Below are 25,271 nucleotides of genomic sequence, written 5' to 3'. Positions count from 1 at the left end.
TGCGCGGTTCGGTCTCAGGCCGCGGCGGCCTCGGGAGCCGGCGCCGGGGTCTCCCAGCGCGGCTTGACCCTCCGCATCACGGCGGCCGAGCCCACGCCCAGCAGCAGGACCACCATCGGCAGCAGCATCGTCACCCGGGCGGCGTCGGTCAGTCCACTGTGGACCGCGTCGGTGGCGAGCTTCCCCGCCTGGGCCGCGATCTCCGCCGGCAGGCCCGGCATCGGCGCCGGGCCGCCGGTCGAACCGAACTCGCCCGTGCTCGCCGCGGCGTGGGCGATCCCCTCCGCGAAGGGCGCCCGGTACTGCTCCGGCAGCTGCGAGGCCGCCTTCGTCGCTTCGTCGGCGACGGACGCGCTGATCCGCGCCTGCAGCAGCACGCCGATCGCCGCGCTGCCGAGGACGCCGCCCACCTGGCGCGCCGTGTTGAAGATGCCCGACGCGGTGCCGGCCAACCGCGGCTCGACCGAGCCCATCGTCAGGTTGCTCATCGGCGAGAAGATGCAGCCGATCCCGAGCCCGCACACCAGCAGTGCCGGGATGAAGCTCCACGCGTTGCTCGTCGGCGACGCTTGCAGCGCGATGATCCCCAGCCCGGCCGCGAGCGCGGCGAGGCCGAACATCACCAGGTACTTGCCGTTGACCTTGTCCGACGCGCGCCCGACGAACGGCGCCACGATCCCGGACAGCAGCGACATCGGCGCGGTCAGCAGGCCGCCCATGGTCGGCGTCAGCCCGAGCACCGACTGGATGTAGATCACCAGCGGCAGGAACATGCCGGTCATCGCGAAGCCGACCGTGGTCGCGGTGAGCGTCCCGGCCGAGAAGTTCCGGTTCGAGAACACCTGCAGCGGCAGCAGGGGCTCACGCTTGTTGAACCGCTGCCACACCAGGAACGCCACCAGCAGCAGCACGCCCGCGCCGATGATCTCGAACACCGTGATCCCGCCCCAGACGGTGCCCCAGTCGTACTGCTGGCCGTTCTGGACGCCGAACACGATGCAGAGCAGCGCCGCGCTCGACAGCACGACCCCCAGCAGGTCGAACGCGTGCGAGTGCTTCGGCTGCCAGTCGGGTACCAGCAGCAGCGTGAGCACGATGGCGATCACGCCGATCGGCACGTTGACGAAGAAGATCCACTCCCAGCCGAAGTGGTCCACCAGCACGCCGCCGAGCAGCGGGCCCGCGATCGTCGCCAGCCCGGCGACGCCGCCCCACATGCCCATGGCCGGGCCGCGCTTGGCCGGCGGGAAGAGGTGCGTGATGAACGCCAGCGTCTGCGGCGTCATCAGCGCGGCGCCGAGCCCCTGCACGGCCCGCGCGGCGATGAGCATCTCGGCGTTGCCGGACAGCCCGCACCACAGCGAGGCGCCGGTGAACACGACGAGGCCGGCGAGGAAGACGCGCTTCGGGCCGAAGCGGTCGCCGAGCCGGCTGGTGAACAGCATCGGCACGGCGTAGGTGAGCAGGTAGACGCTGATCACCCAGACGATCGCGTTCAGCCCGGTGTTCAGCTCGCGCAGCATGGTCGGGATCGCGATCGACACGATCGTCGTGTCGAGCAGGATCATGAAGAAGCCGAGGCACAGCGCGCCGAGCGCGGCCCACGGGTTAGCTTGTCTTGCGTTCATCGTCGTCTTCCCTGGTGATGAGCGTGAGCTTGGGTGCTTCGCAGTCCTGGAACGGGATCCGCCCGGACTTGAGGTCGTCGAGGAGCCGCTCGGTCCACTCGAGCTCGAACTGCCGGTGGTCGCACTTGTAGCGCCAGTCCAGCCAGTAGATCGGCGGCGTCTCGTCTTCGGCCAGCCGCTGCAGCACGGCCTGGTCGGCGGCCACCGCGGCGCGCAGCCGCGTGACCCGGTGTTCGAGCTCGATCAACGAGGTTTCTTTCCCCAGTTCGTCGATCACGGCGAGCCCGGACAGGTAGGCGGGGAACTCTTCGACGAGGTCACCGAGCAGCTCGCGGCCGCGCTGGTTGAACTCGTCCAAGCCCGTCTGCGTCATGCCGTAGACGGTCCGTTCGGGCCGTCGCCCGTCACGCTGCGTGTCCACGACCTCGATGAAGCCGTCGCGGTGCAGGCGTTCCACGGTGTGGTAGAGCGAGCCCGCCTTCACGTTGACCCGCGTGTTGACGTACCGCTCCCGCATGAGCTGGGCCATCTCGTACGGGTGCATGGGCTTCTCGTGGAGCAGCTCCAGCACGGCGATGCCGAGCGGAGTCAGCTTGGCCGAGGCCATGGTCTTGGTCCCTCCGGATGAGTCCCTGCCGGTTATTCCACGTGGACTATACGGCGCGGACCAGTGGACGGTCTACTCCTATCGTGGTAACGGCACGTGTACGTCCAGTGAGCGCCAGCGCCTTCAGTTGCACAAGAAGTTCGTGACAAGAACTATGTACACTAAGTTCGTAGTGCGAACTAAAACTGGGAGGAATCATGGTGCACTTCGGTATCGGTGTGTCCACGGCGGTCGCCGCCGCGGCCGAGACGTTGCGGCTGGCCGTGCAGGCCGATCGGGCCGGGCTCGACCTGGTCACGGTGTCCGATCACCCCTACCACGCGGACCGCCTCGACGCGTATGCCGAGATCGGCGTCCTGCTCGGGCGGACCGAACGGGTCGCCGGCCTGGTCAGCGTCACCAACCTGCCGACGCGGCACGCGCCGATGCTCGCCCGCACCGTCACGTCGCTGTCCGCCCTGAGCGGCGGCCGGATCGTGCTGGGCATGGGGGTCGGCGGGCTTTGGGACGACATCGCCCGGCTCGGCATCACGAAGCTGACCCCGGGCCAGGCCGTCCGCGCGTTCGAGGAGGGGATCCGGCTGGTGAAGCTGCTCGGCGGGGGTGGCGAGCCGGTCACGTTCGACGGCGAGTTCTACCGGGTCACCGACCTCGAACCGGCCGCGACGCCGATGCCGCCGGTCTGGACCGGCTCGGTCGGGCCGAAGTCCCTCGCCGTCACCGGCCGCGTCGCCGACGGGTGGATGCCCGGCCACGCCGCGGACTGGCTGAGCGAGCGCTACCGCACGTCCCGCCCGGTGATCGACAAAGCGGCGGTGGACGCCGGCCGCGACCCCGCCGACATCGCGACGGTCTACAACTTCCCCGGCCGCATCACGGCGGAACCGCTGCGCGCCACCCGCACCGACGACGGCCGTTGGATCGGCGGCTCGCCGGAGCAGTGGGTCGAGGAGCTGACCGGCGCGGTGCTGGAGCACGGCGCCGCCGGGTTCGTGCTCTTCGGCCCCGGCGGCAGCACGCCCGACGAGGCCGCCACCGCGCGCTGGGCCGGGGAGATCGTGCCCGCCGTGCGGGAAGCCGTCGCGAAGTAGGCTGGCGTGATGGGGAAACGCGGGGAGGACCTCGGTGTGGTGGCCGGTCTCGTGCGGGCGTCGTTCCTGGTGAACGCCGTCTACGCCGAGTCGGCGCGCGAGTACGGGCTCACCGTGCAGCAGGGGCAGCTGCTGTGCGTGCTGATGGCGCAGCCGTACGGCATGGGCGACCTCGGCGCGACGCTCGGGCTGGAGAAGTCCAGCCTCACCGGCCTGGTCGACCGCGCGGTCCGGCGCGGGCTCGTGCGCCGCGAGCCCGACCCGGACGACCGCCGCGCGGTGCACGTGGTGCTGACCGAGGAAGGCCGCGAACTGGCGGAGGAGTTCTACGCGGCGACGTGCCGCCGCGTGGACGAACTGGCAGCGGGTCTGGCCACCCCGGACCGCGACCGGCTCGCGTCCCTGCTGGGTCGGGTGGTGCGGGACAACGAGGTCCCGACGGTGTTCCTCGACGTGGTCTGAACCCGACTTTCGTCGGGCCGCGGCCGGGTGACAGTGGGAGCGCCAGGTTCCCCTTTCGCCGAGGAGCACCATGAAGCGCCTCATCCCCTTCGCTGTCGCCGCGCTCGCCGCGGGCCTGCTCGCCGTGCCGGCGGGTGCGGCGACCGTCCACCGCGTCCTGTTCGACAACACCAAAGCCGAGACGGCGGGCAACGCCGACTGGGTCGTCGGCACCTCCCAGCCCGACCCGACGGCGCAGAACTCCGCGCCGCAGAAGGAAACCGACTGGACCGGCGCGCTCTCGGCGTGGGGGGTCGCGCTGCAGAAGACCGGGCAGTACAGCCTCAAGACGCTGCCGCCGGGCAGCACCATCACCTACGGCACCAGCGGCGCGCTCGACCTCCAGAACTTCGACGAATTCGTGCTGCCCGAACCGAACGTCGTGCTGAGCGCGTCCGAAAAGACCGCCGTCCTGCGGTTCGTCCAGAACGGCGGCGGCCTGTTCCTCATCTCCGACCACACCGGCAGCGACCGCAACAACGACGGCTGGGACTCCCCGGAGATCATCAACGACCTGATGACGAACAACGGCGTCGACAACACCGACCCGTTCGGCTTCTCGGTCGACCTCAAGAACATCTCCAGCGACCACCCGGTGGCCATCGGCGACACCACGAACCCCGTGCTCAACGGCGCTTTCGGCACCGTCAAGCACAGCCTCATCGCCAACGGCACGACGTTCACCCTCAAGCCCGCGGACAACGCGAACGTGAAGGGCCTCGCGTACCTGAGCACGTCGTCGCCGGGGAACTCCAACGCTTTCTTCGTGACGAGCACCTTCGGCTCCGGCCGCGTCGCGATCTGGGGTGACAGCTCGACCATCGACGACGGCACCGGCCAGTCCGGCAACACCCTCTACAACGGCTGGACCGATTCCACCGCTGACAACGCGGCGCTCGGCCTCAACGCGACGGCGTGGCTCGCGGGCAGCGGCACCTCCACCCCGCCGCCGGGCGGGTGCACGGCCGGACAGCTCCTCGCCAACCCGGGCTTCGAATCGGGGGCCACGGCCTGGACGGCGTCCGCGAGCGTGATCGGCCAGCACAGCACCGACGAGCCCGCCCGCACCGGAACCTGGAGTGCCTGGCTCGACGGCTACGGTTCGGCGCACACGGACACGGTGAGCCAGACCGTGACGTTGCCGAGCGGGTGTTCGGCGTACACGTTCTCGTTCTGGCTGCACATCGACACGGCCGAGACGGGCACGACCGCGTACGACAAGCTGACCGTGAAGGCGGGCAGCACGACGCTGGCGACGTACAGCAACCTCAACGCGGCCAGCGGCTATCAGCAGCGAAGCTTCTCGTTGTCCGCGTACGCGGGCCAGTCGGTGACGCTCACCTTCAGCGGCGTAGAAGGCTCACAGCTTCAGACGTCCTTCGTCGTCGACGACACCGCCGTCACCGTGAGCTAGCTGGGGAGGCCCGAAGCGCGCCAAGCACCTTCGCCGGGGTGGAGCGGTCTACGCAGCGAAGCAGCGTGATCGCCCCACCACGACGTACGCGGCTTCGGCTTCTCCGGCGCCTTCGCGGCCGACGCCGCGGCGACGACCGCCGTCAACGCCGCCAGTTCGGCGTCGCTCGGGTTCCCGCGGACCACCCTCAGGAGGGGTTTTTCGTCGCTCACAGCGGGATGTTCCCGTGCTTCTTGGGCGGCAGCGACTCACGCTTGTTGCGCAGCAGCGACAAGGCCCGCGCGATGTGCCCGCGTGTGTGCGCCGGCACGATCACCGAGTCGACGTAGCCGCGCTCGGCCGCCGCGTACGGGTTGAGCAGCGTGTCCTCGTACTCCTGGATCAGCTGCGCGCGGAGGGCGTCGACGTCCTTGCCCTCGTTCGCCGCGTTGGCGAGGGTCTTGCGGTGCACGATGTTCGCCGCGCCCTGGGCGCCCATCACCGCGACCTGCGCGGTCGGCCAGGCGAGGTTGATGTCGGCGCCGAGGTGCTTGGAGCCCATGACGTCGTACGCGCCGCCGTAGGCCTTGCGCGTGATGACCGTGACGAGCGGGACGGTCGCTTCCGCGTACGCGTAGATGAGCTTCGCGCCGCGGCGGATGATGCCGTTCCACTCCTGGTCGGTGCCGGGGAGGAAGCCCGGGACGTCGACGAAGGTGAGCACCGGGATGTTGAACGCGTCGCAGGTGCGCACGAACCGCGCGGCCTTCTCGGACGCGTCGATGTCGAGGCAGCCGGCGAACTGCGTCGGCTGGTTGGCGACGACGCCGACGCTGCGGCCGTCGACGCGGCCGAAGCCGACCAGGATGTTCGGTGCGAACAGCTCGTGGACCTCGAGGAAGTCGCCGTCGTCGAGGACGCGGGTGATCACCTCGTGCATGTCGTACGGGGTGTTCGGCGAGTCCGGGATGATCGTGTCGAGCTCGCGGTCGGAGTCGGTCACGTCGTCGAAGAAGCCGGCCGGGCTGTCGGACGGCTCGAACACCGGGGCGTCCGACAGGTTGTTCTGCGGCAGGTAGGAGAGCAGTTCCTTGACGTAGGCGATCGCGTCCTCGTCGTCGGAACCCAGGTAGTGCGCGACGCCGGACTTCGTGTTGTGGGTGCGGCCGCCGCCGAGCTCCTCGAAGGTGACGTCCTCGCCGGTGACCGTCTTGACGACGTCCGGGCCGGTGATGAACATCTGCGAGGTCTCGTCGACCATCACGATGAAGTCGGTCAGCGCGGGGGAGTAGACGTGCCCGCCGGCGTTGGCGCCCATGATCAGCGAGATCTGCGGGATGACGCCGGACGCCTTGACGTTGCGGTTGAAGATTTCGCCGTACAGGCCGAGCGAGACGACACCCTCCTGGATGCGCGCGCCGCCGCCCTCGTTGATGCCGATGATCGGGCGGCCGGTCTTGATGGCCAGGTCCATGACCTTGACGATCTTCTCGCCGTACACCTCGCCGAGGCTGCCGCCGAAGACGGTGACGTCCTGGCTGAACACGCAGACGGGACGGCCGTCGACGGTGCCGTAGCCGGTGACGACGCCGTCGCCGTACGGCCGGTTCTTCTCCTGGCCGAAGTTGGTCGAGCGGTGCCGGGCCAGCTCGTCGAGCTCGACGAACGAGTTTTCGTCGAGCAGCAGCTCGATCCGCTCGCGCGCGGTCTTCTTGCCCTTGGCGTGCTGCTTCTCCACCGCGCGGGCCGAGCCCGCGTGCACCGCCTCGTCATAACGGCGGTACAGGTCGGCCAGCTTGCCGGCCGTGGTGTGAATGTCCGGTTCGTCCTCGGGCGGCGTCCCGAGCGGCTCCGTCGCACTGCTCATTCTCGGGAGCTTAACTACTTGTCGGTCACTTCGCGTGTGGCGTAGGCAACGTCCATGGCTTTCCGGGTGCTGGGTGCTGCCGACCTGTCCGCGTGCTCCGACCTGGCGGAGTCCCGGTCGTGGCCGCGCGAGCCGCCGAAGTGGGCGCTGCTGCACGAGGTCGGGCAGGTGTTCGGGGTGGCCGCGCCGGACGGCGACGGCCTGGCCGCCACGGCCGCCCTCGTGGCGTTCGGGTCGGTGGCGTCGATTTCGATGGTGCTCGTCGCGCCCCGGTACGAGCGGCGGGGCCTGGGCCGGGCGATCACGGCGCACGCGATCGCGGCGGCCGGCGAGCGGGTGGTCTGGCTCCACGCCTCGAAGTTCGGCCGGCCGCTGTACGAGTCGATGGGTTTCGTGGCCGGCGGCGGCTGCCAGGGCCACGTCGGCACCTTCGCCGACGACGGTGGGCCGGGTGCCGCTCCCGGCGACTTCGCCTCGGTCCCGCGGCTGGACCGGCTCGCCCACGGCGTCGACCGGCGGCCGCTGCTGGACCGGCTGGGAACGCCGTACGTGGTGGACGGCGGCTTCGCGTTCGGCGTGGACATCGGGCACGTGACGGTGATCGGCCCGGTCGTCGCCGGCTCCGAGGAACAGGCGAAGGCCTTGATCCGCGGGGTCGCGCGGTCGGCGCGGGGGGAGGTGCGGGTCGATCCGGACTTCCGGTTCCCTTCGCTGACGGCGTGGGTCCGGGAGCGCGGGCTGGTCCCGACGGCCCCGGCACCGAGGCTGGTGCTGGGCGGCCGCGCGCTGCCCGGCGACCCGTCGATGCGGTTCGCGCCGTTCACCCGGGCGATGTAGGCCGCACCAGTCCGGACTCGTACGCCGCGATCACCAGCTGGGCCCGGTCCCGGGCCGCGAGCTTGTGCAGTAATCGGCCGATGTGGGTCTTCACCGTGGCGATGCCCAGGTGCAGCCGCCCCGCTATCTCGTCGTTCGACAACCCGCGGGCGATCAGGGCCAGCACCTCCTGTTCGCGCGCGGTCACCCCTTCGAGGCGGGTCACCGGGCCCGTCGGGAGCCGGGCGAACTCGGCCACCAGGCGGCGCGTCACCGAGGGGGCCAGGAGCGCCTCGCCCGAGGCCACGATCTCGATCGCCGCCAGGAGGTCCGGCGGGCGGGTGTCCTTCAGCAGGAAGCCGCTCGCGCCCGCGCGCAGCGCCGCGTACACGTATTCGTCGAGGTCGAACGTCGTCAGCATCAGCACCCGGACGGCCGACTCGGCGCAGATCCGGCGGGTCGCCTCGATGCCGTTCATCTCCGGCATCCGGACGTCCATGAGCACGACGTCCGGCTGCTCCCGCCGCGTCAACGCGACCGCCTCGACGCCGTCGGAGGCCTCGCCGACCACCGTCAGGCCCGGTGCGCTGTCGACCAGCACGCGGAAACTCCCCCGCAGCAGCGCCTGGTTGTCGGCGATCAGGACGCGCGTCATCGGGCCACCGCCGTTTCGTAGGGCAGCCGGGCGAACACCCGGAAGCCGGTTTCCGCAGGGGCCGCGGAGAACTCCCCGTCGTAGACGGCGACGCGTTCGCGCATTCCGATCAGCCCGTGGCCGGGCACGGCCTCGCCGCCGCGGCCGTCGTCGAGCACCTCGATGCTCACCTCGCCGTCGCCGCCGGTGACGCGGATCCGGCACGTCTTCGCGGCCGCGTGTTTGACCACATTGGTCAGTGCCTCCTGCACGATCCGGTACACCGACTGGCCGACGCCGCCCGGGAGCTCGTCGAGCCCGTCGACGGCGAGGTCGACCGCCAGTGCGCCCGCCAGCTGCGCTCGGTCGGTGAGCGCGCGCAGGTTGTCGAGCGTCGGGGCGGGCGCCAGGGCCGGGACGCCGGTGCCGTCCCGCAGCACGCCCAGCATCCGCCGCAGCTCGGCCAGGGTCTCGCGGCTGGTGTCTTCGATGACGCGCAACGCTTCCCGCGCCTGGTCGGGCTGCTCCAGGGCGACGTGGTTGCCGACCGCCGCCTTGACCGCGATCAGGCTCATGCTGTGCGCGACGACGTCGTGCATCTCGCGCGCGATCCGCAGCCGTTCCGCCGTCACCGCCTCCCGCGCGTGGTTCTCCCGCTCGATCGCGGCGTATTCGCGGCGTCCGTGCACGGCGATGCCGAGCGCGAAGCCGACGATCAGCGCCGACGCGCCGAAGTTCACGGTCGTGGCCGTGCTCGGGTTCGGCACCGCGAACCCGAGCACGCCGATCCCCAGCAGCCCGGCCACGAACCCGATCCGCGAGGCCCGGCTGCCCCGGTGCACGACGAACGTGTAGAGCGCGCACCCCGCCGAAACCACGGCGATGGCCAGCACCGGCCCGCCGATCGGCACCGCCGCCGCGGTCAGGACCAGGGACAGCACGTAGGCGGGCTTCGGCCACCAGCGCCGCAGCACGATCGGCGTGACGCTCGTCAGCAGGATCGTCCAGCCGAGCCAGGCGGGCAGCCACGACGGCAGCGACCACGCGCCGGCGGCGAGGTTGCCGCCGGCGCCGATCGCCAGCAGCAGGACCGCCAGCACGTCCAGAGCCGCCCGAATGCGCATGACACGAACGTAATGCGGACTCCGGGCTCGCGCGTCAACCCTGGGTCGGACGCTCCGCGTACCTCTTCTTCACGGCCTCGACGCGGTCGGGTGTCCAGTCCGGCAGGGTGACGCCGTGGGTGGCGGCGAACAGCTTGTCGAGCTGCTCGTGCCGCCGGGCGAGCTGGGCCGGGACGTCGTCTTCGGGCGCTTCGGTGAACTCGACGCGCGTGCCGTCCAACGGGTCCTGGACCACCTGCCAGCCGGGTTCTTCGGGCAGGAGCGCGCGCACCTCGTCCACCGGCTTCCAGACGAGGTCGCGGCGGAAGCGGATCGTGCCGTCTTCGAGGACCTCTCCCTCGTCGAGGCCGAATTCCTCCACATAGGACGCCATCCGGTCGTGCCACTGCGTCGGCTGCTCGAAGCCGCGTCGGCTGAGGCGCGCGTCGAGGGCGTCGAGGCAGACCTCCCAGCCGGCGGCGTTGCGGCCCGCGGCGAGCTTCGCGATCGCCGGGTCGCCGCGGCCGAAGGTGTGGGTGAACTCGAGGAGGCTGCCGTCGCCGTCGGGGGAGATCAGCCAGCGCAGGGTGTCGTCGTTCCAGACGAACGTGAACTCGCGCGGCGGGTCGACGGTGACGACGTGCCCGGTTGTCGTGGTGTCCTCGCCGGGGAAGGTGAACCGGATGGCGCCGCCGTCGCGCAGTTCGACGTCCACCTTGGCGGGGAACCAGTGCTCGAGCTCGCCCGGGTCGGTGAGGGCGCGCCAGACCTTCTCGGGGGCGTGTTTCAGGCGGCGCTCCAGCCTGAGCACGGGGCGTTCGTCGACGGTCTGCAGCTTCGCGCGTCCGGACACGGCGTCCTCCCGTTAGGTTGCCTGTGTCGGTATATAACCACTGCGGAATATTCGGGTCAAGCGCCGCGGACGGCGACGACCGCGGCGGCGAGCTCCGGATCGCCCGCGGCCTTGTCGAGCGCGGTCCGCAGCACCGAGCAGTACGTCGGCTCGGTCTCGGCGTAGCGCTTGCGGCCGGCGTCGGTGATCACCGAGTAGACGCCGCGGCGGTCGTCTTCGCACAGGTCGCGAAGGGTCAGGCCGGCGTCTTCGAGGCGGGCGCACATGCGGCTGACCGAGCTCTGGTTGAGCCCGATCGCCTCGGCGAGCTCCTGCATTCGCAGGCCGCCGCTCGGGCCGGCCACCAGTTTGCCGAGCGCGCGGTACTCGGACAGGCCGAGCCCGTGGCGCCGCTGCAGGGCTTTCGCGAGCTCCTGCTCGATCCGGGCGTGCAGCACGAGCACGCGGCCCCAAGCCTGTTCGTCGACGGTCATTTCGGGCCTCCTCTTGACGTCCAGGATAGTCCAGGGACAGTATTTATATGTACATGCAAATAACTGGAGGGGTTCGGACATGAGCGACCGCAGCTTCCTGTTCCTGGTCGGCGCCGCGCGGGCCGGGGGCAACACGGAGATGCTGGCCAGGCGGGCCGCGAAGGAACTGCCCCGCGACCACGAGCAGCGCTGGATCCGGCTGCCGGAGGTGCCGCTGCCGCCCTTCGAAGACCGACGGCACGGCGCCGGCGACCACCCGGACCCGGGGGAGAACGAGCAGCTCCTGATGGACGCGACGTTCGCCGCGACCGACATCGTGATCGCGTCCCCGGTGTACTGGTACTCGGTGGCGGCGAGTGTGAAGCTCTACCTCGACTACTGGTCCGGCTGGATGCGCCTGCCGGTGGAGTTCAAGCCGCGGATGCGTGGCAAGACGCTGTGGGGCGTCAGCGTCCTGAGTGAGACGGCGCGCGAGGCCCAGCCGCTGATCGGCACTCTCGAGCTCTGCGCGGAGTACCTGGGCATGAACTGGGGTGGGGTGCTGCTCGGCAACGGCAGCCGTCCTGGTGACGTGCTCGAGGACGCCGACGCGATGTCGGCCGCGCGGACGTTCTTCGCCGGCGCGGAGCTGGTCACGGCTTGAGCCGGCCCGGCGGCGACGGGCGTCGGGGCCGGCACCGTGATGGTGCCGCCCGGCGGTACCGCCAGGGCGAGCCGGCGCCCGGGGCGCAGGTCAGGCCGGCGACGCCGGGCCAGGTCCAGCCGACGTCTGGACGTCCTTCGCGATCAGGCGCAGGCCGCGGACGAGGTCGGCGCCCGAGGGGGCGTGGTCCGGGTCGATCAGCCACTGGAGCATCACGCCCGAGAGCAGGGCCTGGTGCACCGTGCCGGCGGCCCGGGCCTCGTCGCTCCCGTCGTCGAGGCCCTGGAAGAGGTTCGCCAGCCCGTGTCGGGCCAGTTCGAGGGCGTTCGCCAGCTGGGCGCGGACGGTTTCGTCGAGGTCCGGTTGCGCGTACGCCTCGAACGTCATCGCCCACATCCGCCGGTGCTCCGGGAACGACTCGATGACGCGCTGCCAGATCAGCTCGAACCGCTCGGCGGGCGACGCGTCCGGCGGAGTCTCGACCCGCAGGGTCTCCGCCAGCGTCTCGCCCCACTCTTCGTTCGCTTCGATGAGGGCGGCGTTGAGCAGCGCTTCACGGGAGCCGAAGTGGTAGCCGATCGCGGCCATGCTCACGTCCGCCGCCGAGGCCAGGTCCCGCACGGTCGTGCGGGCGTAGCCCTTCTCGTTCAGACACTGCTTCGCGCCGGCCAGGAGCGCCTCTCGGTTACCCATGGGCGCAGACTAGCACGAACGCCTTAGGCGATCGTCTTGCGCGATCGCCCAAATCGCGGTTATGGTTCTCGGCATGCAGAACGGACGAGTCCTCATCTCCGGCGCCAGTGTCGCCGGCCCCGCCCTGGCCTTCTGGCTCCGCCGCTACGGCTTCACGCCGACGGTCGTCGAACGCGCACCTCGGCTGCGCGATGGCGGCTACGCGGTCGACTTCCGGGGCGCGTCGCTGCGCGTCCTCGACCGGATGGGCCTGCTCGACGCGGTCGAGGCGGCCGCGACCCGGATGGGCGATGTGTCCTATGTGGACAAAGACGACCGGACGCTGGTGGTCACGCCGTCGACGTTCCAGAGCGGCGAGCTGGAGGTCCTCCGCGGCGACCTCTCGCGCATCCTCCACGACGCCACGAAGGACGACGTCGAATACGTCTTCGGCGACTCGATCACCGGCATCACCGAGCACGGCGACGGCGTCACGGTCACTTTCGAGCACGGCGAGCCGCGGGAGTTCGACCTGGTCGTCGGGGCCGACGGGCTGCACTCGAACGTGCGCTCACTGGTCTTCGGCGACGAGTCGCGGTTCCGCCACGACCTCGGCTACTACGTCTCGATCTTCACCGTGCCGAACCACCTCGGCCTCGACCGCACCGGCCGGTTCTACAACGAGCCGAACCGCACGGTCGGGGTCTACAGCGCGCGGGACAACACCGAGGCCAAGGCGTTGTTCTGGTTCGGCTCGGACCCGCTCGGCTACGACCACCGAGACGTCGGGCAGCAGCGCCGGATCGTCGAGGAGAGGTTCGGCGGCGTCGGCTGGGAGACGGCGAAGCTGCTCGAAGCGATGCGGGAGGCGCCGGACTTCTACTTCGACTCGGCCAGCCAGATCAAGCTCGACTCGTACTCGCGCGGCCGCGTCGCGCTGGCCGGCGACGCCGCGTACTGCGCCGCGCCGCTGTCCGGCATGGGGACGAGCCTCGCGATCGTCGGCGCGTACGTGCTGGCGGGCGAGCTCGCGGCGGCCGGCGGCGACCACGTGACGGCGTTCCGCGCGTACCAGGAGGAGATGCGCGGGTTCGTCGATGCCTGCCAGAAACTGGCCCAGGGCAACGGGAAGTGGTTCGTCCCGCCGACCCGCGCGTGGATCCGGCTGCGCAACCTCAACTACCGGCTGCTGCCGTACCTGCCGTGGCGCAGGCTGATCGAGGAGCTGCCGCTCAAGGCGGGCAACGCGATCACCCTCAAGCCGTATGCGACGGTGCCGGCGTGACGCCCCGGCGCTTCGCGATCCCGGCCATGTTCTCCTCGCCCCAGTCGCCCAGCGGCAGCAACGCGGTGTTCAGCCGCTGACCCAGTCCGGTCAGCGAGTACTCGACCTTCGGCGGGATTTCGTGGAACACCTCGCGGTGCACGATCTCGTCCGCCTCCAGCTCCCGCAGGGCCTGGATCAGCATCTTCTCGCTGATGCCGGACACCTTCCGCTTCAGTTCGCCGAAGCGCAGCGGCTCGGCGTGCAAGGCCCACAGGATCAGCGCCTTCCAGCGGCCGCCGATCACGTCGACGGCGGCGTCCAGTCCGCAGCGGTACGTCCGAGGCTGCATGCAGGATCCTTACGTTTTGGTGGGTACCTGACTTATTAGTCGGTACTTGTCCAGTGTAAAGCGCGCCCGCAGCATGGAACCCATGGGAGAAAGCAAGAAACAGGTGAGCGTGCTCGGCCTGGGGCGGATGGGTGCCGCCCTCGCCGGAGCGCTCTTGAGGGCGGGACACGACGTCTCGGTGTGGAACCGGTCGCCGCTCAAGGCGGGACCGCTGCTCGACCGTGGGGCGAGGCTCGCCGCCACGCCGGCGGAGGCCGCCGCGTCGGCCGACGTCGTCATCAGCTGCCTGTCCACGTATGACACTCAACAGCCGGTGCTCGACGCCGCTTCGTTGCGGGGCCGGACGCTGGTCAACCTCACGTCCGGGACGCCGGAGCAGGCCCGCGGCGTCGCGAAGTGGGCGGCTTCGGAAGGCGTCGAGTACGTGGACGGCGTCATCATGGCCGTGCCGCAAGGTATCGGGACACCGGAAGCACGGATCCTCTACGGCGGTTCGGAGGCGGCGTTCTCCGCGCACCGCGAGACTCTCTCGGTGCTGGGAGAGCCGGTGTTCCTCGGCGAAGACGCCGGAATGGCGGCGCTGTACGACCTGGCGCTGCTCGGCATCATGTGGTCGACGATGGGCGGCTACCTGCACGCGCTCGCCCTGGTCGGCACCGAGGGCGTCACGCCGGAGCAGTTCACACCCATGGCGCTGGGGTGGCTTTCGGCGGTCGGCGGGTTCCTGCCGGGCATGGGCGCGCAGGTGGCCAGCGGTGACTACGAGACCGACGTGTCCGCATTGGACATCAACGCGGCCGGGCTCGGCCTGCTGGTGGAGACGAGCCGCGCGCAGGGGATCGGCACGGCGGTGCCGTCCGTGCTGCGGGAGTTGTTCGACCGCGCGGTGGCGGCGGGCCACGGCGCGCACGCGATCGCGAGCGTCATCGAGGAGATCCGGTGAAGTACCTGGGGAAGAAGGCCGTCGTCACCGGCGGCACGCACGGCATGGGGCTGGCGGTGGTGCGCGCCCTGCTCGACGGCGGCGCGGAGGTGCTGCTGACCGGCCGGGACGTCTCGCCACTGGCGGGGAAGCTGCCGGGCAAGGCGCACCTGCTGTCGTCGGACGCGGCCCGCCTGGACGACGTCTCCGAGCTGGGCGCGGTGGCCGCGGAAACGCTGGGCGAGCTGGACCTGGTGTTCGTCAACGTCGGGTTCTCGACGCTGACGCCGTACGAGGAGGCGACGCCCGGGCTCTACGACCGGACCTTCGACGTCAACACCAAGGGCGCGTACTTCACGGCGCAGCGGCTGGCCCCGCTGGTCCGGTCCGGTGGTTCGTTCGTGTTCACGACTTCGGTCGCGGCGGAGGCGGGGATCGCCGGCATGGGGCTGTATTCCGCGGCGAAGGCGGCGGTCCGGTCGTTCGCCCGGACGTACGCGGCCGAGCTGGCGCCGCGCGGGATCCGGGTCAACGTGGTCAGCCCCGGGTACACGGACACGCCGACGATGGGCGTGACCGGCGTCCCGGAAGAAGTTCTCGCTTCCTTCAAGGAAACCGGCGACGAGATCACACCGCTGAAGCGCCACGCGACGTCCGAGGAGGTGGCGGCGGCAGTGTTGTTCCTGGCCTTCGAGGCGACGTTCACCACCGGCGCCGACCTCCCCGTCGACGGCGGACTGGGCCAGCGGCTCACAGTGCCCGCGTGAGGTGGGCGGCCAGGCCCGTGACCCCCGGCGCGCGGTCCGGGCGCAGGACGAGGTCGTCGTCGTAGTCGCCGCCGTTCTGGGTGCGGAAGGGGATCGGGTCGGTCGAGTCCAGGGTGCCGAGGCGGGTGCGCAGGTGCTGCCGCGCCTCGGCGAACTGCTCGGCTGACACCCGGTCGGCGCCGCAGACCGCGAACGGCGGCAGGACGGACATCCCCGCGTAGAACAGCGTCCCGTGGTGCAGCGGGAACAGGACGTCGTTCAGCGGGCCGTTCACCCCGCGTGGCCCGAGGGCCGGTTCGCGGGCGCCCGCGGTGAGCACCACCATCGCGCGCTTGCCCGCGAGCCTGCCCTCGCCGTAGCGCAGGGTGCGGCCGTCTTCGGCGCGGACGCCGTAGCCGAATCCCTTGACGAAGACGCGGTCGAACCAGCCCTTGAGGATCGCCGGCAGGCCGTACCACCACAGCGGGAACTGCACGACGACCGCGTCCGCCCAGTCGAGCTTCTCCTGCTCGGCCACGATGTCCGGGCTCAGCTCGCCGCGGGCGTGCGCGCGGGCCGACGTCGCCCCGACGACGAGCCGTTCGTCCCCGGCTTCGCCGCCGAAATCGGCCGCGTCGACCACCGGGTTCCACTTCATCGCGTACAGATCCGACTCCCGGACGTCGTGCCCGAGCTCGCGGAGCGTCCGGAGCCCGTCGTCACGGAGGGCCCCGCTCAGCGAGCGCGGCTCGGGATGCGCGAAAACCCACAACACGTTCATGACCTCGATGATCACGCGGCCGCCGGGCTCGATCGAGTGGCCTGATAGCCAACCTGTGCAAGAATCGAGCCATGGCCGAATTCGTGCACCCGTCCCGGCACCACGTCGCCGTGCTGGTCCGGCACGGCATGCTCGTGATGGAGCTGGGGATCGTCCACCGCCTCTTCGGGCAGGCCCGCTCGGCGTCCGGCGAGCCGCTGTACGAGGTGGTGACCTGCACGCTCGAACCCGGCCCGGTCCGCACCGACGCCGACTTCACCATCCCGGTCGACCGCGGCCCGGAGGTCCTCGCCGAGGCCGACACGGTGATCGTCCCCGCGTCCCTGGCCGAGTACGAGCCGCTGGCGCGCGTGCTGACCCCGCCGTTGGCCGCGGCGCTGAAGCTGATCCCGGCGAGCGCGCGGATCGCGTCGATCTGCACCGGCGCGTTCGTGCTGGCCGCGGCCGGGCTGCTCGACGGCCGCCCGGCCACCACGCACTGGCGCTCGGCCGAGGAGCTGCAGGACCGGTTCCCCGAGGTCGACGTCGACCCGTGCGTGCTCTACACCGACGACGGCGACGTGCTGACCTCCGCGGGCGTCGCCGCCGGCATCGACCTGGTGCTGCACATGATCCGCCGCGACCACGGCGCCGCCGTCGCCAACGAGGTCGCCCGCGGCACGGTGGTGTCCCCGCACCGCGAAGGCGGCCAGGCCCAGTTCGTCCGGCGGCCGGTGCCCGAGCCGCGGACGTCGTCGACGAAGGCGGCCCGGGCCTGGGCCCTGGAGAACCTGCACCGGCCGCTGACGCTGCGCGAACTCGCCGCCCGCGAAGCGATGAGCACCCGCACGTTCACCCGCCGCTTCCGCGAGGAGGTCGGCATCTCGGCGCTGCAATGGCTTACCCAGCAACGGATCGAGCGCGCCCGCCAGCTGCTGGAGGAGTCGGACCTGCCGGTCGACCGCGTCGCCACCGAAGCCGGCTTCGGCACGGCGGCCTCCCTGCGCCAGCACTTCCAGGCGGCCCTGGGGGTGTCGCCGAGCGCGTACCGGTCCACGTTCCGCGGCGAACTGGCGGCGCAGGCCGGATAAATCCCGCTAGCGTGGTGGCCATGGACGACTGCTACGTCAGCCACAGCCGCTTCACCGACCCGGGCGCGCACTCGGACTGGCTCGACGCCACCCCGGGTGACCTCGCGGCCCTGCGCGAAGCGGCGTCCCAGCTCGTGTTCCACTACTGGGCCCACGGCGGCATCACGCAGCACGGCTTCCCGGCCTCGCGCCACGAGGAGATCGACCTGCGGTACGCCTCGGACATGTTCGCGCGCCTGCGCGAGCTCGACCCGGCGCCGCCGGGCAGTCCGCGGCCGCCGCTGCACCGGATCGTCGGGTGCTGCCGCGATTTCACCCTCCTGTTCGTCTCGATGGCGCGTCACCACGGCATCCCGGCCCGCGCCCGCGTCGGTTTCGCGAGCTATCTGCTGCCCGGCTGGTACCTCGACCACGTCGTCGCCGAAATCCACGACGGCGCCGAGTGGCGCCTGGTCGAACCCCAGCTGTCACCGGGGTTCCGCGACCCGGTGGACGGCACGGCGTTCGACCTCCTCGACGTCCCCCGCGACCGGTTCCTGGTCGGCGCGGACGCGTGGACCGCGGCACGCGCGGGCGAGGTCGACCCGGCCCGGCTCGTCGTCTCCCCGGACCTGGACCTGCCCTACCTGCGCGGGCTTCCGTACGCGCGGCACAACCTGGTGCTGGACCTGGCCGCGCTGAACAAGCACGAGATGCTCCAGTGGGACATCTGGGGCGACCTCGACGACGCCGCCTCGCTCACCCCGGCCGCCCTCGACCGCGCCGACGAGCTGGCCGAGCTGATGGCCGACGCCGACCTCGAGCAGCTGCGGAGGGCGTTCGAGGCCGACGACGTCCGGGTGCCGACGACGATCCGTTCGGTCACCCCGCCGGGACGGCTCCCGGCCGAGGTAGTGCTTCGCTGATCTCGACGGCCGTCCGGACGAACCGCGCGATCCGCGCGTCCCGCGCGCCCGATACCCAGCCGAGGGCGAGCGAGTACGGCGTCGCGTCGAGGACCGGCCGGTAGACGACGTCCGCCCGCGAACGCAGTTCGGCGACCGACGCCGGCAGCAGCGCGATCGCCTGGCCGAGCGCGACCGTCTCCAGCAGCTGGGCGCTGTCGTGCACCACCGGCCCCGCCGTCACCGGGCCGCCGGTCACGTCCTGCCCCGACCAGTACGCGCGGTCCGCGGGCGACGATTCCGGCCACAACGGCGTCGGCCGCCCGGCGAAGTCGGCGCAGGTCAAGGCGGGCCGCCGGGCCAGCTCGTGCCCCACCGGCAGCGCGGCGACCCGCGGCTCGGTGAGAAGCACCTCGACGTCCAGGCCGTGGTTGTTGCCGGGGCAGCCGAGCAACGCCACGTCGGCCTGGCCGTCCCGCAGCATCTTCGCCTGCTCGCCGAACCCGCTGACCCGGATCTCGACCGGATCCGGGTGCCGGTCGGCGATCCGCCGCAGCAGATCGGTGGCGACGCCGGGTTTCGCGGTGACGACGAGCGCCGGCGCCTGCTGCGCCGCCCGGCGGGTCCGCCGGACCGCGGCGGTGACCGCGTCCAGGGCCTTCGCCGACTCCGTGAACAGCACGTTCCCGGCCGGGGTCAGCTCGACGTGCCGGCTGGTGCGTTCGAAGAGCTGGACGCCGAGCCGCCGCTCCAGCAACCGGATCGCGCGTGACAGCGGTGGCTGCGCCATCCCGAGCCGCTCGGCGGCGCGGGAGAAGTTCAGCTCCTCGGCGACCGCGCGGAAATAGCGCAGCTCACGGACCTCGACGTCGTCCATACCGGGAGAGTATCGCGGCAGAGTCCATCGGTCTTTCCCTTTCTGTTTCGCGAATGGTGGGCTTGGTGTCGAGAACTCCACAAAGGACGGACACGGATGACGCGACCACAGCACAACAAGGAAGTCGTCCTCGGCTTCCTCCGGCTGGCCTTCACCGAAAAGCGCCCGGCCGACGCCTTCGCCGAATACGCCGGCGAAGACTACGTCCAGCACAACCCCCACGCCCCGGGCAGCGCCGAGGGCTCGGCGCAGCACCTCGCCCGGTTCGTGGCGAGGTTCCCGGAGCTGACCCTGGAGGTGCACCGGGTGATCGCCGAGGACGACCTCGTGTGCACGCACGGCCTGCTCCGCCTGACGCCGGGCTCGCGGGGGAGCGCGGTGGCGGACGTGATGCGGGTGCGGGACGGGCGGATCGTCGAGCACTGGGACGTGGTTCAGGAGGTCCCGGAAACCACGGCCAGCGGCAACCCGATGGTTTAGGGCGCCGAGGTCACGGTCTAGGTGTGATGCCAGGGACGTTGGTCAGCCGGATGACCGGCGGCTTGCCGCCGGTTGAGCTGGGGGGTCGATGATGATTGTAGAAGTGCAGCCAGCCTGGGTAACGCTGCCCGCCGCAGGGTTTCCTCGACAGCTCCACTTCACAACCGGAGGCCTTCCCCTGTCAGCACGACAGGCCGCCACTGGTCACCTCGACTCGGGACAACGTCCTCGGACATCACACCTAGGGCGCGATGCCGTGGAGCACGGCCCTGACCACCGAATCGGGGGTTGGTGGGGCGAGGTGGTCCGTGTGCGGGAAGAACGTGCCCAGCACCGATTCGTGGCAGTAGCCGACCAGCATGGCCGCTGCCGCGTCCACTGGGGACTCCCGGTGCAGCCGGCCGAGTGCGCGCTCCTCCTCGAGGTAGGCCACCAGCCGGTCGCGCCACTGGCCGGACCGCTCGCCGATCTCCGCGAAGCGCCGCAGGACCTCCGGGCGGCCGATCAGGCCGCTGAACGCCGGCACGATCACGCGGTGCAGGGCGAGGCCGTACTCCAGGTGGCGGTGGAGGTTCGCCGCCACCGAGCCTTCGCCCGCCACCGGTAGCTCGCCCAGCGTCCGTTCCGTCGCGCGCACGTGCGCCAGGAGGGCCCTGGCCACCAGCTCCTCCTTGTCGGAGAAGTGGTTGTAGAGCACGCCGTCGGCGACGCCCGCCGTGCGCGCGATCTCGCGCACGGTGAGGTTCGTCGTGCCGTGGCTGGCGATGATCTTCTCGGCGGCTTCGACCAGCAGGTCGTGCAGGGACTGCCCGTCCCGCTGGGCCGCGGCTTTCCTCGGTGACATCACTGCCATCGTACGGCCGCCGTCCTACGCCCTCCTTCCCGTGACCAGCCACGCCGTGCCGCGCAGGCGGACCGCGTCCGGTCCCGCGAACGGCTCGAGCGCTGCCGTGAGGGCTTCGGTCGCCTGGGCCGCCGTCGCGCTGTCGACCAGGCCCAGGTGGTGGCGGACCGGGCCCCAGTCGGCGATGAACCGGGTCGCGTCGGGGACGTCCCGGCCCCAGACCTGGTCGGCTTCGACGTGGGTGCACGCCACGTCCTCGAAGCCGGCTTCGGTCAGCACCGCCCTGGTCCGAGCCGGGTCCGCGAAGGACGTCGGGCCGCTGCCGTCCGGCCCGGTCGGCTGGGGCAGGTACGCCGCCATCGCGCCGAACACCCGGCCGAGATCAGTGCCGGACAGCGCGGTCATGCAGAGGAACGCGAGCCGCCCGCCCGGGCGCAGCGCCCGCCGGACGTTGGCGAACGCGGCCACCGGATCGGCGAAGAACATCACCCCAAACCGGCTGACCGCCAGGTCGAACCCGCCTTCGGCGAACGGGTGGACCTGGACGTCACCCTGCTCGAACGTCGCGTTCGGGAGCTCCGATGCCCGCGCCCGCGCGGCGGCGAGCATCGGCCCGGACAGGTCGACCCCGGTGGCGGACCGGGCCCGTGCCGCGGCGAGCCGCGTCAGCTGGCCGTTGCCGCAGCCGATGTCGAGCACTCGGTCGTCCGCGCCCACCTGGTCGAGCAGGTAGCCGTTGAAGCCGCTGTTCACCGCGTCGTAGCGATCGGCGTGGGTCGCCCAGTGCTCCCCTTCGTAGCCGTTCCACGCCGCGGCCTGTGCGGTGTTGACGATCCCGGTCATCCTCATCCCCTCCGTGGTGAACACGCGTTCATGAACACACGTTCATACTCCGGCAGCCCGGAAGTGCTGTCAAGGCATCCCCGCTTCGATCACCTGTTCGAGTAGTTCGACGCGCAACGCAGCGAGCCGCGCCGGATCGGCGATCACCTCGTAACCCGCCACCCGCTCGCCGTCGACCGTCACCGCGAGGGCGAGCAGCAGCCGTCCACGAGGGGCCACGACGACGCCGACCGCCCCGTCCACCAGGGCGGCTTCCGCGAACCGGGCCCGCTTCCCGAACACCTGCGTCTCCTCCGCCACGGCCCGCGCCCCCCGCACCTCGAGCGCCGCTCCCACCGGCAACGCGGCCGCGTCGGCGCGCCGGACGACGTCCGGGGCCAGCACTTCGAGGAGCGAGGCGAGGTCGCCGCCCCGGGCCGCGGCCAGGAACGCGTCGACCACCCGGCGGTGCCGCGCCAGGTCGGCCGCGGGCAGCGGGGATGTACCCCGCACCCGCTGCCGGGCGCGGCTCGCGAGCTTCTTCGCCGCGACCGGCGTGCGGTCCAGCACCGGGGCGATGCGGTCGAACGGCACCGCGAACAGGTCGTGCAGCACGAACGCGATCCGCTCGGCCGGGCCGAGCGCGCCGAGCACGACGAGCAGCGCCCGGCCCACCGAGTCGGCCAGCTCGACTTCACCGGCCGGATCGGCTTCCGCAGCGGGTTCCGGGACGACCTCGAAAGGGTCCTCGCGGCGCGTCTTCCGCGAGCGCAGCACGTCGAGGCAGACGCGGGAGACGACCGTGGTCAGCCAGGCCGCCAGGTTGTCGACGGAATCCACGCGGTTCAGCCGCAGCCACGCCTCCTGGACGGCGTCGTCCGCCTCGGCCGCCGAGCCGAGCATCCGGAAGGCCAGCCCGCGCAGCCTGCCGCGTTCCGCTTCGAACTCCGCCGCCAGCTCGTCCATCGGTCACCTTCCGCTCGCCGCCACCGTCGCACTCACGACGAATCCCTGCGACCAGAGGTGACCGGATGAGCTTGCTGACCCCTGCCGACCTGGGCGGATGGCGCCTGCCGAACCGCGTGGTGCTGGCCCCGACGACCCGGGCCCGCGTCCCCGGTGGCGTGCCCGGCGAACTCCAAGCCGCCTACTACGCGCAACGCGCGAGCGCCGGGCTGCTCGTCACCGAAGGCACCTGGGTGAGTGACCGGGCCGTCGGCTTCCAGAACGTCCCCGGGGTGCACACCGGGGCGCAGGTCGACGGGTGGCGGCGGGTCGCCGACGTCGTGCACGCACTCGGCGGGCGGATCGTGCTCCAGCTGTGGCACACCGGCGCGGTGTCGCACCCCGACTTCCTCGGTGGGCGGCCGGCCGGGCCGTCGGCGGTGAACCCCGGCGAGACGGTGCACACCGCCGCCGGACGCCGCCCGACGGTCATCCCGCGCGAAATGAGCGTGGCCGAAATCCGGGCCACCGTCGCGGATTACGGTGCGGCGGCGCAGAACGCTCGCCGAGCCGGGTTCGACGGCGTCGAAGTGGCCGCCAACGGCGTCTACCTGCTCGCGCAATTCCTGCACCCGCGGTTGAACCATCGAACGGACGCCTACGGTGGCTCTCCGGTGAACCGCCGCAGGATGCTGACGGAGGTCGTCGAGGCGGCCGCTGAACACGGCCCCGTCGGCGTCCGGCTCTCGCCGTGGTGGACCGGCGGACTGTTCACAGTGGACGAAGCACTCCGCGCCGAGTACGACGCGCTCGTCGCCGAACTCGACGTCGCCTACCTGCACCTCCGAGGGCCGGACAGCGGGCCGGACTTCGCCGCCTTCGCGCGCTACCGGCGGCGGTTCGACGGCCCGTTGATCGTCAACAACGGCTTCGACCGCGACACTGGCAACGCGGTGCTCGAGGCCGGGATCGCCGACGCCGTCTCCTACGCCCGGCACTTCGTCGCGAACCCCGACCTGGTGACGCGGTTCGCGCGCGGCCGGCCGCCGGCACCCGCCGACCCCGCGACCTACTACGGCGGCGGGGCCGCCGGTTACGTCGAGCAGGCGGCCGTGATGGCGGCGGTGTCCCAGTAGAACGGGCGGACTTCGGTGATGCGGCCGCCCGCCACGGTGATCGTCTGCAGGATCGGGAAGGCGAGTTCACGGCCGGTCGCCCGGGCGCGGGCGCGCACGTTCGTCAGCACCACGAGCGGGGACGTGGTGCTGAGGAACGCCTGGTCTCCCAGGTCGAAGACGGCCCACGTGCGGCTCATCGCGGCGAAGAACGCCTCCAGACCTTCGTGACCGCGCCAGAGACCGCCGTACGGCAGTCCTTCGGCTTGGTGCAGCACGAAGTCCGGGGCGAAGAACTGCCGAAGCGGCGCGAAGTCGCCGGTGGTGAAGTACTCGGCTTCGGCGGCGTACATGCCTTCGAGAACGGAGACGCTCATGACGATCACCGTGGCGCACGGGAGGCCCTTGTACTGGCGGGAACCGGACTTCGCGCTAGGGCGTGTCCTCAAAGCTGGTGGGTGACTCCTTTGATCTTGGGTTGTGGTGCGTAGGGATGAGCTGACTGATGAGCAGTGGCCGGTGATCGAGCCGTTGCTGCCCGCTTCGGGGGCGAAGGGACGCCCGCGGGTGGATGACCGGCGGGTGATCAACGGGATGTTGTTCAAGGCCAAGGCCGGGGTGGCCTGGCGGGACCTGCCGGAACGGTATGGGCCGGGAAGCACACCCACCACCAAGATCCCCTCTCGCCTGCGACGGTCACGGACGGCCGTTGTCGGTCGTGCTGACTGGCGGCAACGTCAACGACTGCACCCAGTTCACCGCGGTCATGGCGGGTGTCGAGTTCCGCCGCCCCGGTCCGGGCCGTCCGCCGACGCGGCCGAGCCGGGTGCTGGTGGACAAGGGCTACTCCAGTCGCGCCATCCGCTCCTCCCTGCACCGACGGCACATCCCGGCGACGAACGCCGCGATCAGCAGGCCAACCGGCTACGCCGGGGCCGGGCCGGTGGACGCCCACCCGTCTTCGACCGCACCACCTACCGGCGCCGCAACATCGTCGAACGCTGCGTCAACCGGCTCAAACAGTTCCGTGCCATCGCCACCCGATTCGACAAGACCGCCATCTCCTACCGGGGCCTGATCGACGTGGCCACGCTGCTCATCCGGCTTTGAGGACAGGCCCTAGCTCTCCCGGCACCACACCGCCAGCTCGCTCCCGCCGGGCTCGCGGAAGTGGAACCGCCGCCCGCCGGGGAAGGCGAACGGTTCCGTGGTCACGACGCCGCCCGCCGCCTCCACCGCGGTGCGTGCCGCGGCCAGGTCGTCCGTGCGGATCGTGACCAGTGGGGCGCGGGCCTGCTCGGCCGCGTCCGCCTGGAACCCGAACGTGAGGCCGGGCGCCCGGACGTCCGCGTACTCCGGGCCGTACGGCGTCACCGCCCAGCCGAAGGCGTGCTCGAAGAACCGGCCGGACGCGGTGGCCGACGAGGACGGGAACTCGACGAAATCGACTTCGTACATGCCACCGACGCTAGCGGCGACCACCGACAAAACCGCGACGCGCGCGGGCCAGGACCCACCCGCCGAGACCGGCGGCGAGCAGCCCCACCACCAGAGCCGCGTAGCCCCCGACGATCCCGTAGCCGGTGCCGGGGCCGCCCTTCGCGGCGGCCACGACCACCGCGCCGCCGGCCGCGCCGGCGATCCCCAGCACCGCCGCCGTCATCGCGCTCTTCCGGCCGGCGCCGAACCGGCCGGCCAGGGCCAGCCCGCCGGTGACGACGCCGGCGAGTCCCACCACGGCGGCGAGCACGGACCAGAGCCGCCCGGCGGTCAGGGTGTAGCTGCTGACGGCGGCTTCGAGGTGGTGGACGGACATGAGGTGCTCCTTTGCTCCGACGACTTGCCGGAGAAGCATGTCCAGCGGACCCGCCTCCCGTCGTCGTGCAGC

At 71.3% G+C, this 25,271-nt stretch carries 30 protein-coding genes and 1 pseudogene; 13 read left to right on the top strand and 18 right to left on the bottom strand.

Annotated features, from left to right (window positions below):
- Window positions 1-14: 14 nt before the first annotated feature.
- A complete protein-coding gene (locus ACH54P_RS24760) occupies window positions 15-1,628 on the bottom strand; it encodes a DHA2 family efflux MFS transporter permease subunit (RefSeq protein ID WP_489905768.1) in 1,614 nt (537 codons plus the stop codon).
- On the bottom strand, window positions 1,609-2,235 hold the full coding sequence (locus ACH54P_RS24755) for a PadR family transcriptional regulator (RefSeq protein WP_489905767.1): 627 nt from the start codon (window positions 2,233-2,235) through the stop codon (window positions 1,609-1,611). Before ACH54P_RS24755 ends, ACH54P_RS24760 begins: the two co-directional genes overlap by 20 nt.
- A gap of 197 nt (window positions 2,236-2,432) precedes the next feature.
- Between ACH54P_RS24755 and ACH54P_RS24750 the strand changes: the two genes are divergently transcribed.
- The 3 genes from ACH54P_RS24750 (at window position 2,433) to ACH54P_RS24740 (ending at window position 5,241) form a co-directional block, all read left to right on the top strand.
- Complete coding sequence (locus ACH54P_RS24750) at window positions 2,433-3,326, top strand: LLM class flavin-dependent oxidoreductase (protein WP_489905766.1); 894 nt, start codon at window positions 2,433-2,435, stop codon at window positions 3,324-3,326.
- Window positions 3,327-3,335: 9 nt separating this feature from the next.
- Window positions 3,336-3,788 (top strand): MarR family winged helix-turn-helix transcriptional regulator, encoded by a 453-nt coding sequence (locus ACH54P_RS24745; protein ID WP_489905765.1) that lies wholly within the window; start codon window positions 3,336-3,338, stop codon window positions 3,786-3,788.
- A 70-nt stretch (window positions 3,789-3,858) separates the two neighbouring features.
- Complete coding sequence (locus tag ACH54P_RS24740; protein ID WP_489905764.1) at window positions 3,859-5,241, top strand: hypothetical protein; 1,383 nt, start codon at window positions 3,859-3,861, stop codon at window positions 5,239-5,241.
- On the opposite strand, the gene ACH54P_RS24735 is transcribed toward ACH54P_RS24740, so the two are convergent.
- A complete protein-coding gene (locus tag ACH54P_RS24735; RefSeq protein WP_489905763.1) occupies window positions 5,238-5,453 on the bottom strand; it encodes an acyl-CoA carboxylase subunit epsilon in 216 nt (71 codons plus the stop codon). The genes ACH54P_RS24740 and ACH54P_RS24735 overlap by 4 nt on opposite strands.
- Complete coding sequence (locus ACH54P_RS24730) at window positions 5,450-7,087, bottom strand: acyl-CoA carboxylase subunit beta (protein WP_489905762.1); 1,638 nt, start codon at window positions 7,085-7,087, stop codon at window positions 5,450-5,452. The genes ACH54P_RS24735 and ACH54P_RS24730 overlap by 4 nt, the downstream gene beginning before the upstream one ends.
- Window positions 7,088-7,141: 54 nt before the next feature.
- Between ACH54P_RS24730 and ACH54P_RS24725 the strand changes: the two genes are divergently transcribed.
- A complete protein-coding gene (locus ACH54P_RS24725; RefSeq protein WP_489905761.1) occupies window positions 7,142-7,924 on the top strand; it encodes a GNAT family N-acetyltransferase in 783 nt (260 codons plus the stop codon).
- Here the strand turns inward: ACH54P_RS24725 and ACH54P_RS24720 are convergent.
- The 4 genes from ACH54P_RS24720 to ACH54P_RS24705 are packed head-to-tail and all read right to left on the bottom strand — an operon-like array spanning window position 7,908 to window position 10,966.
- Window positions 7,908-8,558, bottom strand: coding sequence for a response regulator (locus ACH54P_RS24720; protein ID WP_489905760.1), 651 nt, complete (start codon window positions 8,556-8,558; stop codon window positions 7,908-7,910). The genes ACH54P_RS24725 and ACH54P_RS24720 overlap by 17 nt on opposite strands.
- A complete protein-coding gene (locus ACH54P_RS24715) occupies window positions 8,555-9,661 on the bottom strand; it encodes a sensor histidine kinase (protein WP_489905759.1) in 1,107 nt (368 codons plus the stop codon). Before ACH54P_RS24715 ends, ACH54P_RS24720 begins: the two co-directional genes overlap by 4 nt.
- Before the next feature lie 34 nt (window positions 9,662-9,695).
- Window positions 9,696-10,493: an SRPBCC domain-containing protein gene (locus ACH54P_RS24710; RefSeq protein WP_489905758.1), complete on the bottom strand. Its 798-nt coding sequence runs from the start codon at window positions 10,491-10,493 to the stop codon at window positions 9,696-9,698.
- 56 nt (window positions 10,494-10,549) lie between these two features.
- Window positions 10,550-10,966, bottom strand: a complete 417-nt coding sequence (locus tag ACH54P_RS24705) for a MarR family winged helix-turn-helix transcriptional regulator (RefSeq protein ID WP_489905757.1) — start codon at window positions 10,964-10,966, stop codon at window positions 10,550-10,552.
- A 79-nt stretch (window positions 10,967-11,045) separates the two neighbouring features.
- Here ACH54P_RS24705 and ACH54P_RS24700 point away from each other — a divergent pair, with 79 nt between their 5' ends.
- On the top strand, window positions 11,046-11,609 hold the full coding sequence (locus ACH54P_RS24700; protein ID WP_489905756.1) for a flavodoxin family protein: 564 nt from the start codon (window positions 11,046-11,048) through the stop codon (window positions 11,607-11,609).
- Window positions 11,610-11,699: 90 nt separating this feature from the next.
- On the opposite strand, the gene ACH54P_RS24695 is transcribed toward ACH54P_RS24700, so the two are convergent.
- The gene (locus ACH54P_RS24695) at window positions 11,700-12,302 is read right to left on the bottom strand and encodes a TetR/AcrR family transcriptional regulator (RefSeq protein WP_489905755.1); all 603 of its coding nucleotides are present in this window, start codon (window positions 12,300-12,302) and stop codon (window positions 11,700-11,702) included.
- A gap of 73 nt (window positions 12,303-12,375) precedes the next feature.
- Here ACH54P_RS24695 and ACH54P_RS24690 point away from each other — a divergent pair, with 73 nt between their 5' ends.
- Window positions 12,376-13,566, top strand: coding sequence for an FAD-dependent monooxygenase (locus tag ACH54P_RS24690; protein ID WP_489905754.1), 1,191 nt, complete (start codon window positions 12,376-12,378; stop codon window positions 13,564-13,566).
- On the opposite strand, the gene ACH54P_RS24685 is transcribed toward ACH54P_RS24690, so the two are convergent.
- Window positions 13,538-13,897, bottom strand: coding sequence for a winged helix-turn-helix transcriptional regulator (locus ACH54P_RS24685; protein WP_489905753.1), 360 nt, complete (start codon window positions 13,895-13,897; stop codon window positions 13,538-13,540). The genes ACH54P_RS24690 and ACH54P_RS24685 overlap by 29 nt on opposite strands.
- An 82-nt stretch (window positions 13,898-13,979) precedes the next feature.
- Between ACH54P_RS24685 and ACH54P_RS24680 the strand changes: the two genes are divergently transcribed.
- Both ACH54P_RS24680 and ACH54P_RS24675 read left to right on the top strand, forming a co-directional pair.
- Window positions 13,980-14,840: an NAD(P)-dependent oxidoreductase gene (locus tag ACH54P_RS24680; protein WP_489905752.1), complete on the top strand. Its 861-nt coding sequence runs from the start codon at window positions 13,980-13,982 to the stop codon at window positions 14,838-14,840.
- Window positions 14,837-15,586 carry an SDR family oxidoreductase gene (locus ACH54P_RS24675; protein ID WP_489905751.1) on the top strand — a complete coding sequence of 250 codons (750 nt, stop codon included), beginning with the start codon at window positions 14,837-14,839 and terminating at the stop codon, window positions 15,584-15,586. Before ACH54P_RS24680 ends, ACH54P_RS24675 begins: the two co-directional genes overlap by 4 nt.
- On the opposite strand, the gene ACH54P_RS24670 is transcribed toward ACH54P_RS24675, so the two are convergent.
- Window positions 15,570-16,346 (bottom strand): NAD(P)H-dependent oxidoreductase, encoded by a 777-nt coding sequence (locus ACH54P_RS24670; RefSeq protein WP_489905750.1) that lies wholly within the window; start codon window positions 16,344-16,346, stop codon window positions 15,570-15,572. The genes ACH54P_RS24675 and ACH54P_RS24670 overlap by 17 nt on opposite strands.
- Window positions 16,347-16,417: 71 nt before the next feature.
- Between ACH54P_RS24670 and ACH54P_RS24665 the strand changes: the two genes are divergently transcribed.
- Window positions 16,418-17,416, top strand: a complete 999-nt coding sequence (locus ACH54P_RS24665; protein WP_489905749.1) for a GlxA family transcriptional regulator — start codon at window positions 16,418-16,420, stop codon at window positions 17,414-17,416.
- A gap of 20 nt (window positions 17,417-17,436) precedes the next feature.
- Window positions 17,437-18,321, top strand: a complete 885-nt coding sequence (locus tag ACH54P_RS24660; RefSeq protein WP_489905748.1) for a transglutaminase-like domain-containing protein — start codon at window positions 17,437-17,439, stop codon at window positions 18,319-18,321.
- On the opposite strand, the gene ACH54P_RS24655 is transcribed toward ACH54P_RS24660, so the two are convergent.
- Window positions 18,278-19,177 carry a LysR family transcriptional regulator gene (locus ACH54P_RS24655; protein ID WP_489905747.1) on the bottom strand — a complete coding sequence of 300 codons (900 nt, stop codon included), beginning with the start codon at window positions 19,175-19,177 and terminating at the stop codon, window positions 18,278-18,280. The two genes, ACH54P_RS24660 and ACH54P_RS24655, sit on opposite strands and share 44 nt — an antisense overlap.
- Before the next feature lie 96 nt (window positions 19,178-19,273).
- Between ACH54P_RS24655 and ACH54P_RS24650 the strand changes: the two genes are divergently transcribed.
- The gene (locus tag ACH54P_RS24650; RefSeq protein ID WP_489905746.1) at window positions 19,274-19,657 is read left to right on the top strand and encodes a nuclear transport factor 2 family protein; all 384 of its coding nucleotides are present in this window, start codon (window positions 19,274-19,276) and stop codon (window positions 19,655-19,657) included.
- A gap of 241 nt (window positions 19,658-19,898) precedes the next feature.
- Here the strand turns inward: ACH54P_RS24650 and ACH54P_RS24645 are convergent, their stop codons facing one another.
- From ACH54P_RS24645 to ACH54P_RS24635, 3 genes are all read right to left on the bottom strand, one after another.
- Window positions 19,899-20,501, bottom strand: a complete 603-nt coding sequence (locus ACH54P_RS24645) for a TetR/AcrR family transcriptional regulator (protein WP_489905745.1) — start codon at window positions 20,499-20,501, stop codon at window positions 19,899-19,901.
- A gap of 24 nt (window positions 20,502-20,525) precedes the next feature.
- The gene (locus ACH54P_RS24640; protein WP_489905744.1) at window positions 20,526-21,344 is read right to left on the bottom strand and encodes a class I SAM-dependent methyltransferase; all 819 of its coding nucleotides are present in this window, start codon (window positions 21,342-21,344) and stop codon (window positions 20,526-20,528) included.
- Between the two features lie 69 nt (window positions 21,345-21,413).
- A complete protein-coding gene (locus ACH54P_RS24635; protein WP_489905743.1) occupies window positions 21,414-22,289 on the bottom strand; it encodes a sigma-70 family RNA polymerase sigma factor in 876 nt (291 codons plus the stop codon).
- Window positions 22,290-22,354: 65 nt separating this feature from the next.
- Here ACH54P_RS24635 and ACH54P_RS24630 point away from each other — a divergent pair, with 65 nt between their 5' ends.
- On the top strand, window positions 22,355-23,404 hold the full coding sequence (locus tag ACH54P_RS24630) for an alkene reductase (RefSeq protein ID WP_489905742.1): 1,050 nt from the start codon (window positions 22,355-22,357) through the stop codon (window positions 23,402-23,404).
- On the opposite strand, the gene ACH54P_RS24625 is transcribed toward ACH54P_RS24630, so the two are convergent.
- Window positions 23,362-23,760, bottom strand: coding sequence for a nuclear transport factor 2 family protein (locus ACH54P_RS24625; RefSeq protein WP_489905741.1), 399 nt, complete (start codon window positions 23,758-23,760; stop codon window positions 23,362-23,364). The two genes, ACH54P_RS24630 and ACH54P_RS24625, sit on opposite strands and share 43 nt — an antisense overlap.
- Before the next feature lie 106 nt (window positions 23,761-23,866).
- Here ACH54P_RS24625 and ACH54P_RS24620 point away from each other — a divergent pair.
- Window positions 23,867-24,493: pseudogene (locus ACH54P_RS24620) on the top strand (transposase).
- Between the two features lie 9 nt (window positions 24,494-24,502).
- Here ACH54P_RS24620 and ACH54P_RS24615 read toward each other — a convergent pair.
- Window positions 24,503-24,841, bottom strand: coding sequence for a VOC family protein (locus ACH54P_RS24615; protein ID WP_489905740.1), 339 nt, complete (start codon window positions 24,839-24,841; stop codon window positions 24,503-24,505).
- Between the two features lie 10 nt (window positions 24,842-24,851).
- A complete protein-coding gene (locus ACH54P_RS24610; protein WP_489905739.1) occupies window positions 24,852-25,199 on the bottom strand; it encodes a DUF6223 family protein in 348 nt (115 codons plus the stop codon).
- Window positions 25,200-25,271 lie beyond the last annotated feature (72 nt).

The organism is Amycolatopsis sp. N2S4-7 (assembly GCF_058119595.1).
The sequence above is the reverse complement of the archived record's forward strand: the minus strand, read 5'-3'. Positions and strand labels throughout refer to the sequence as shown.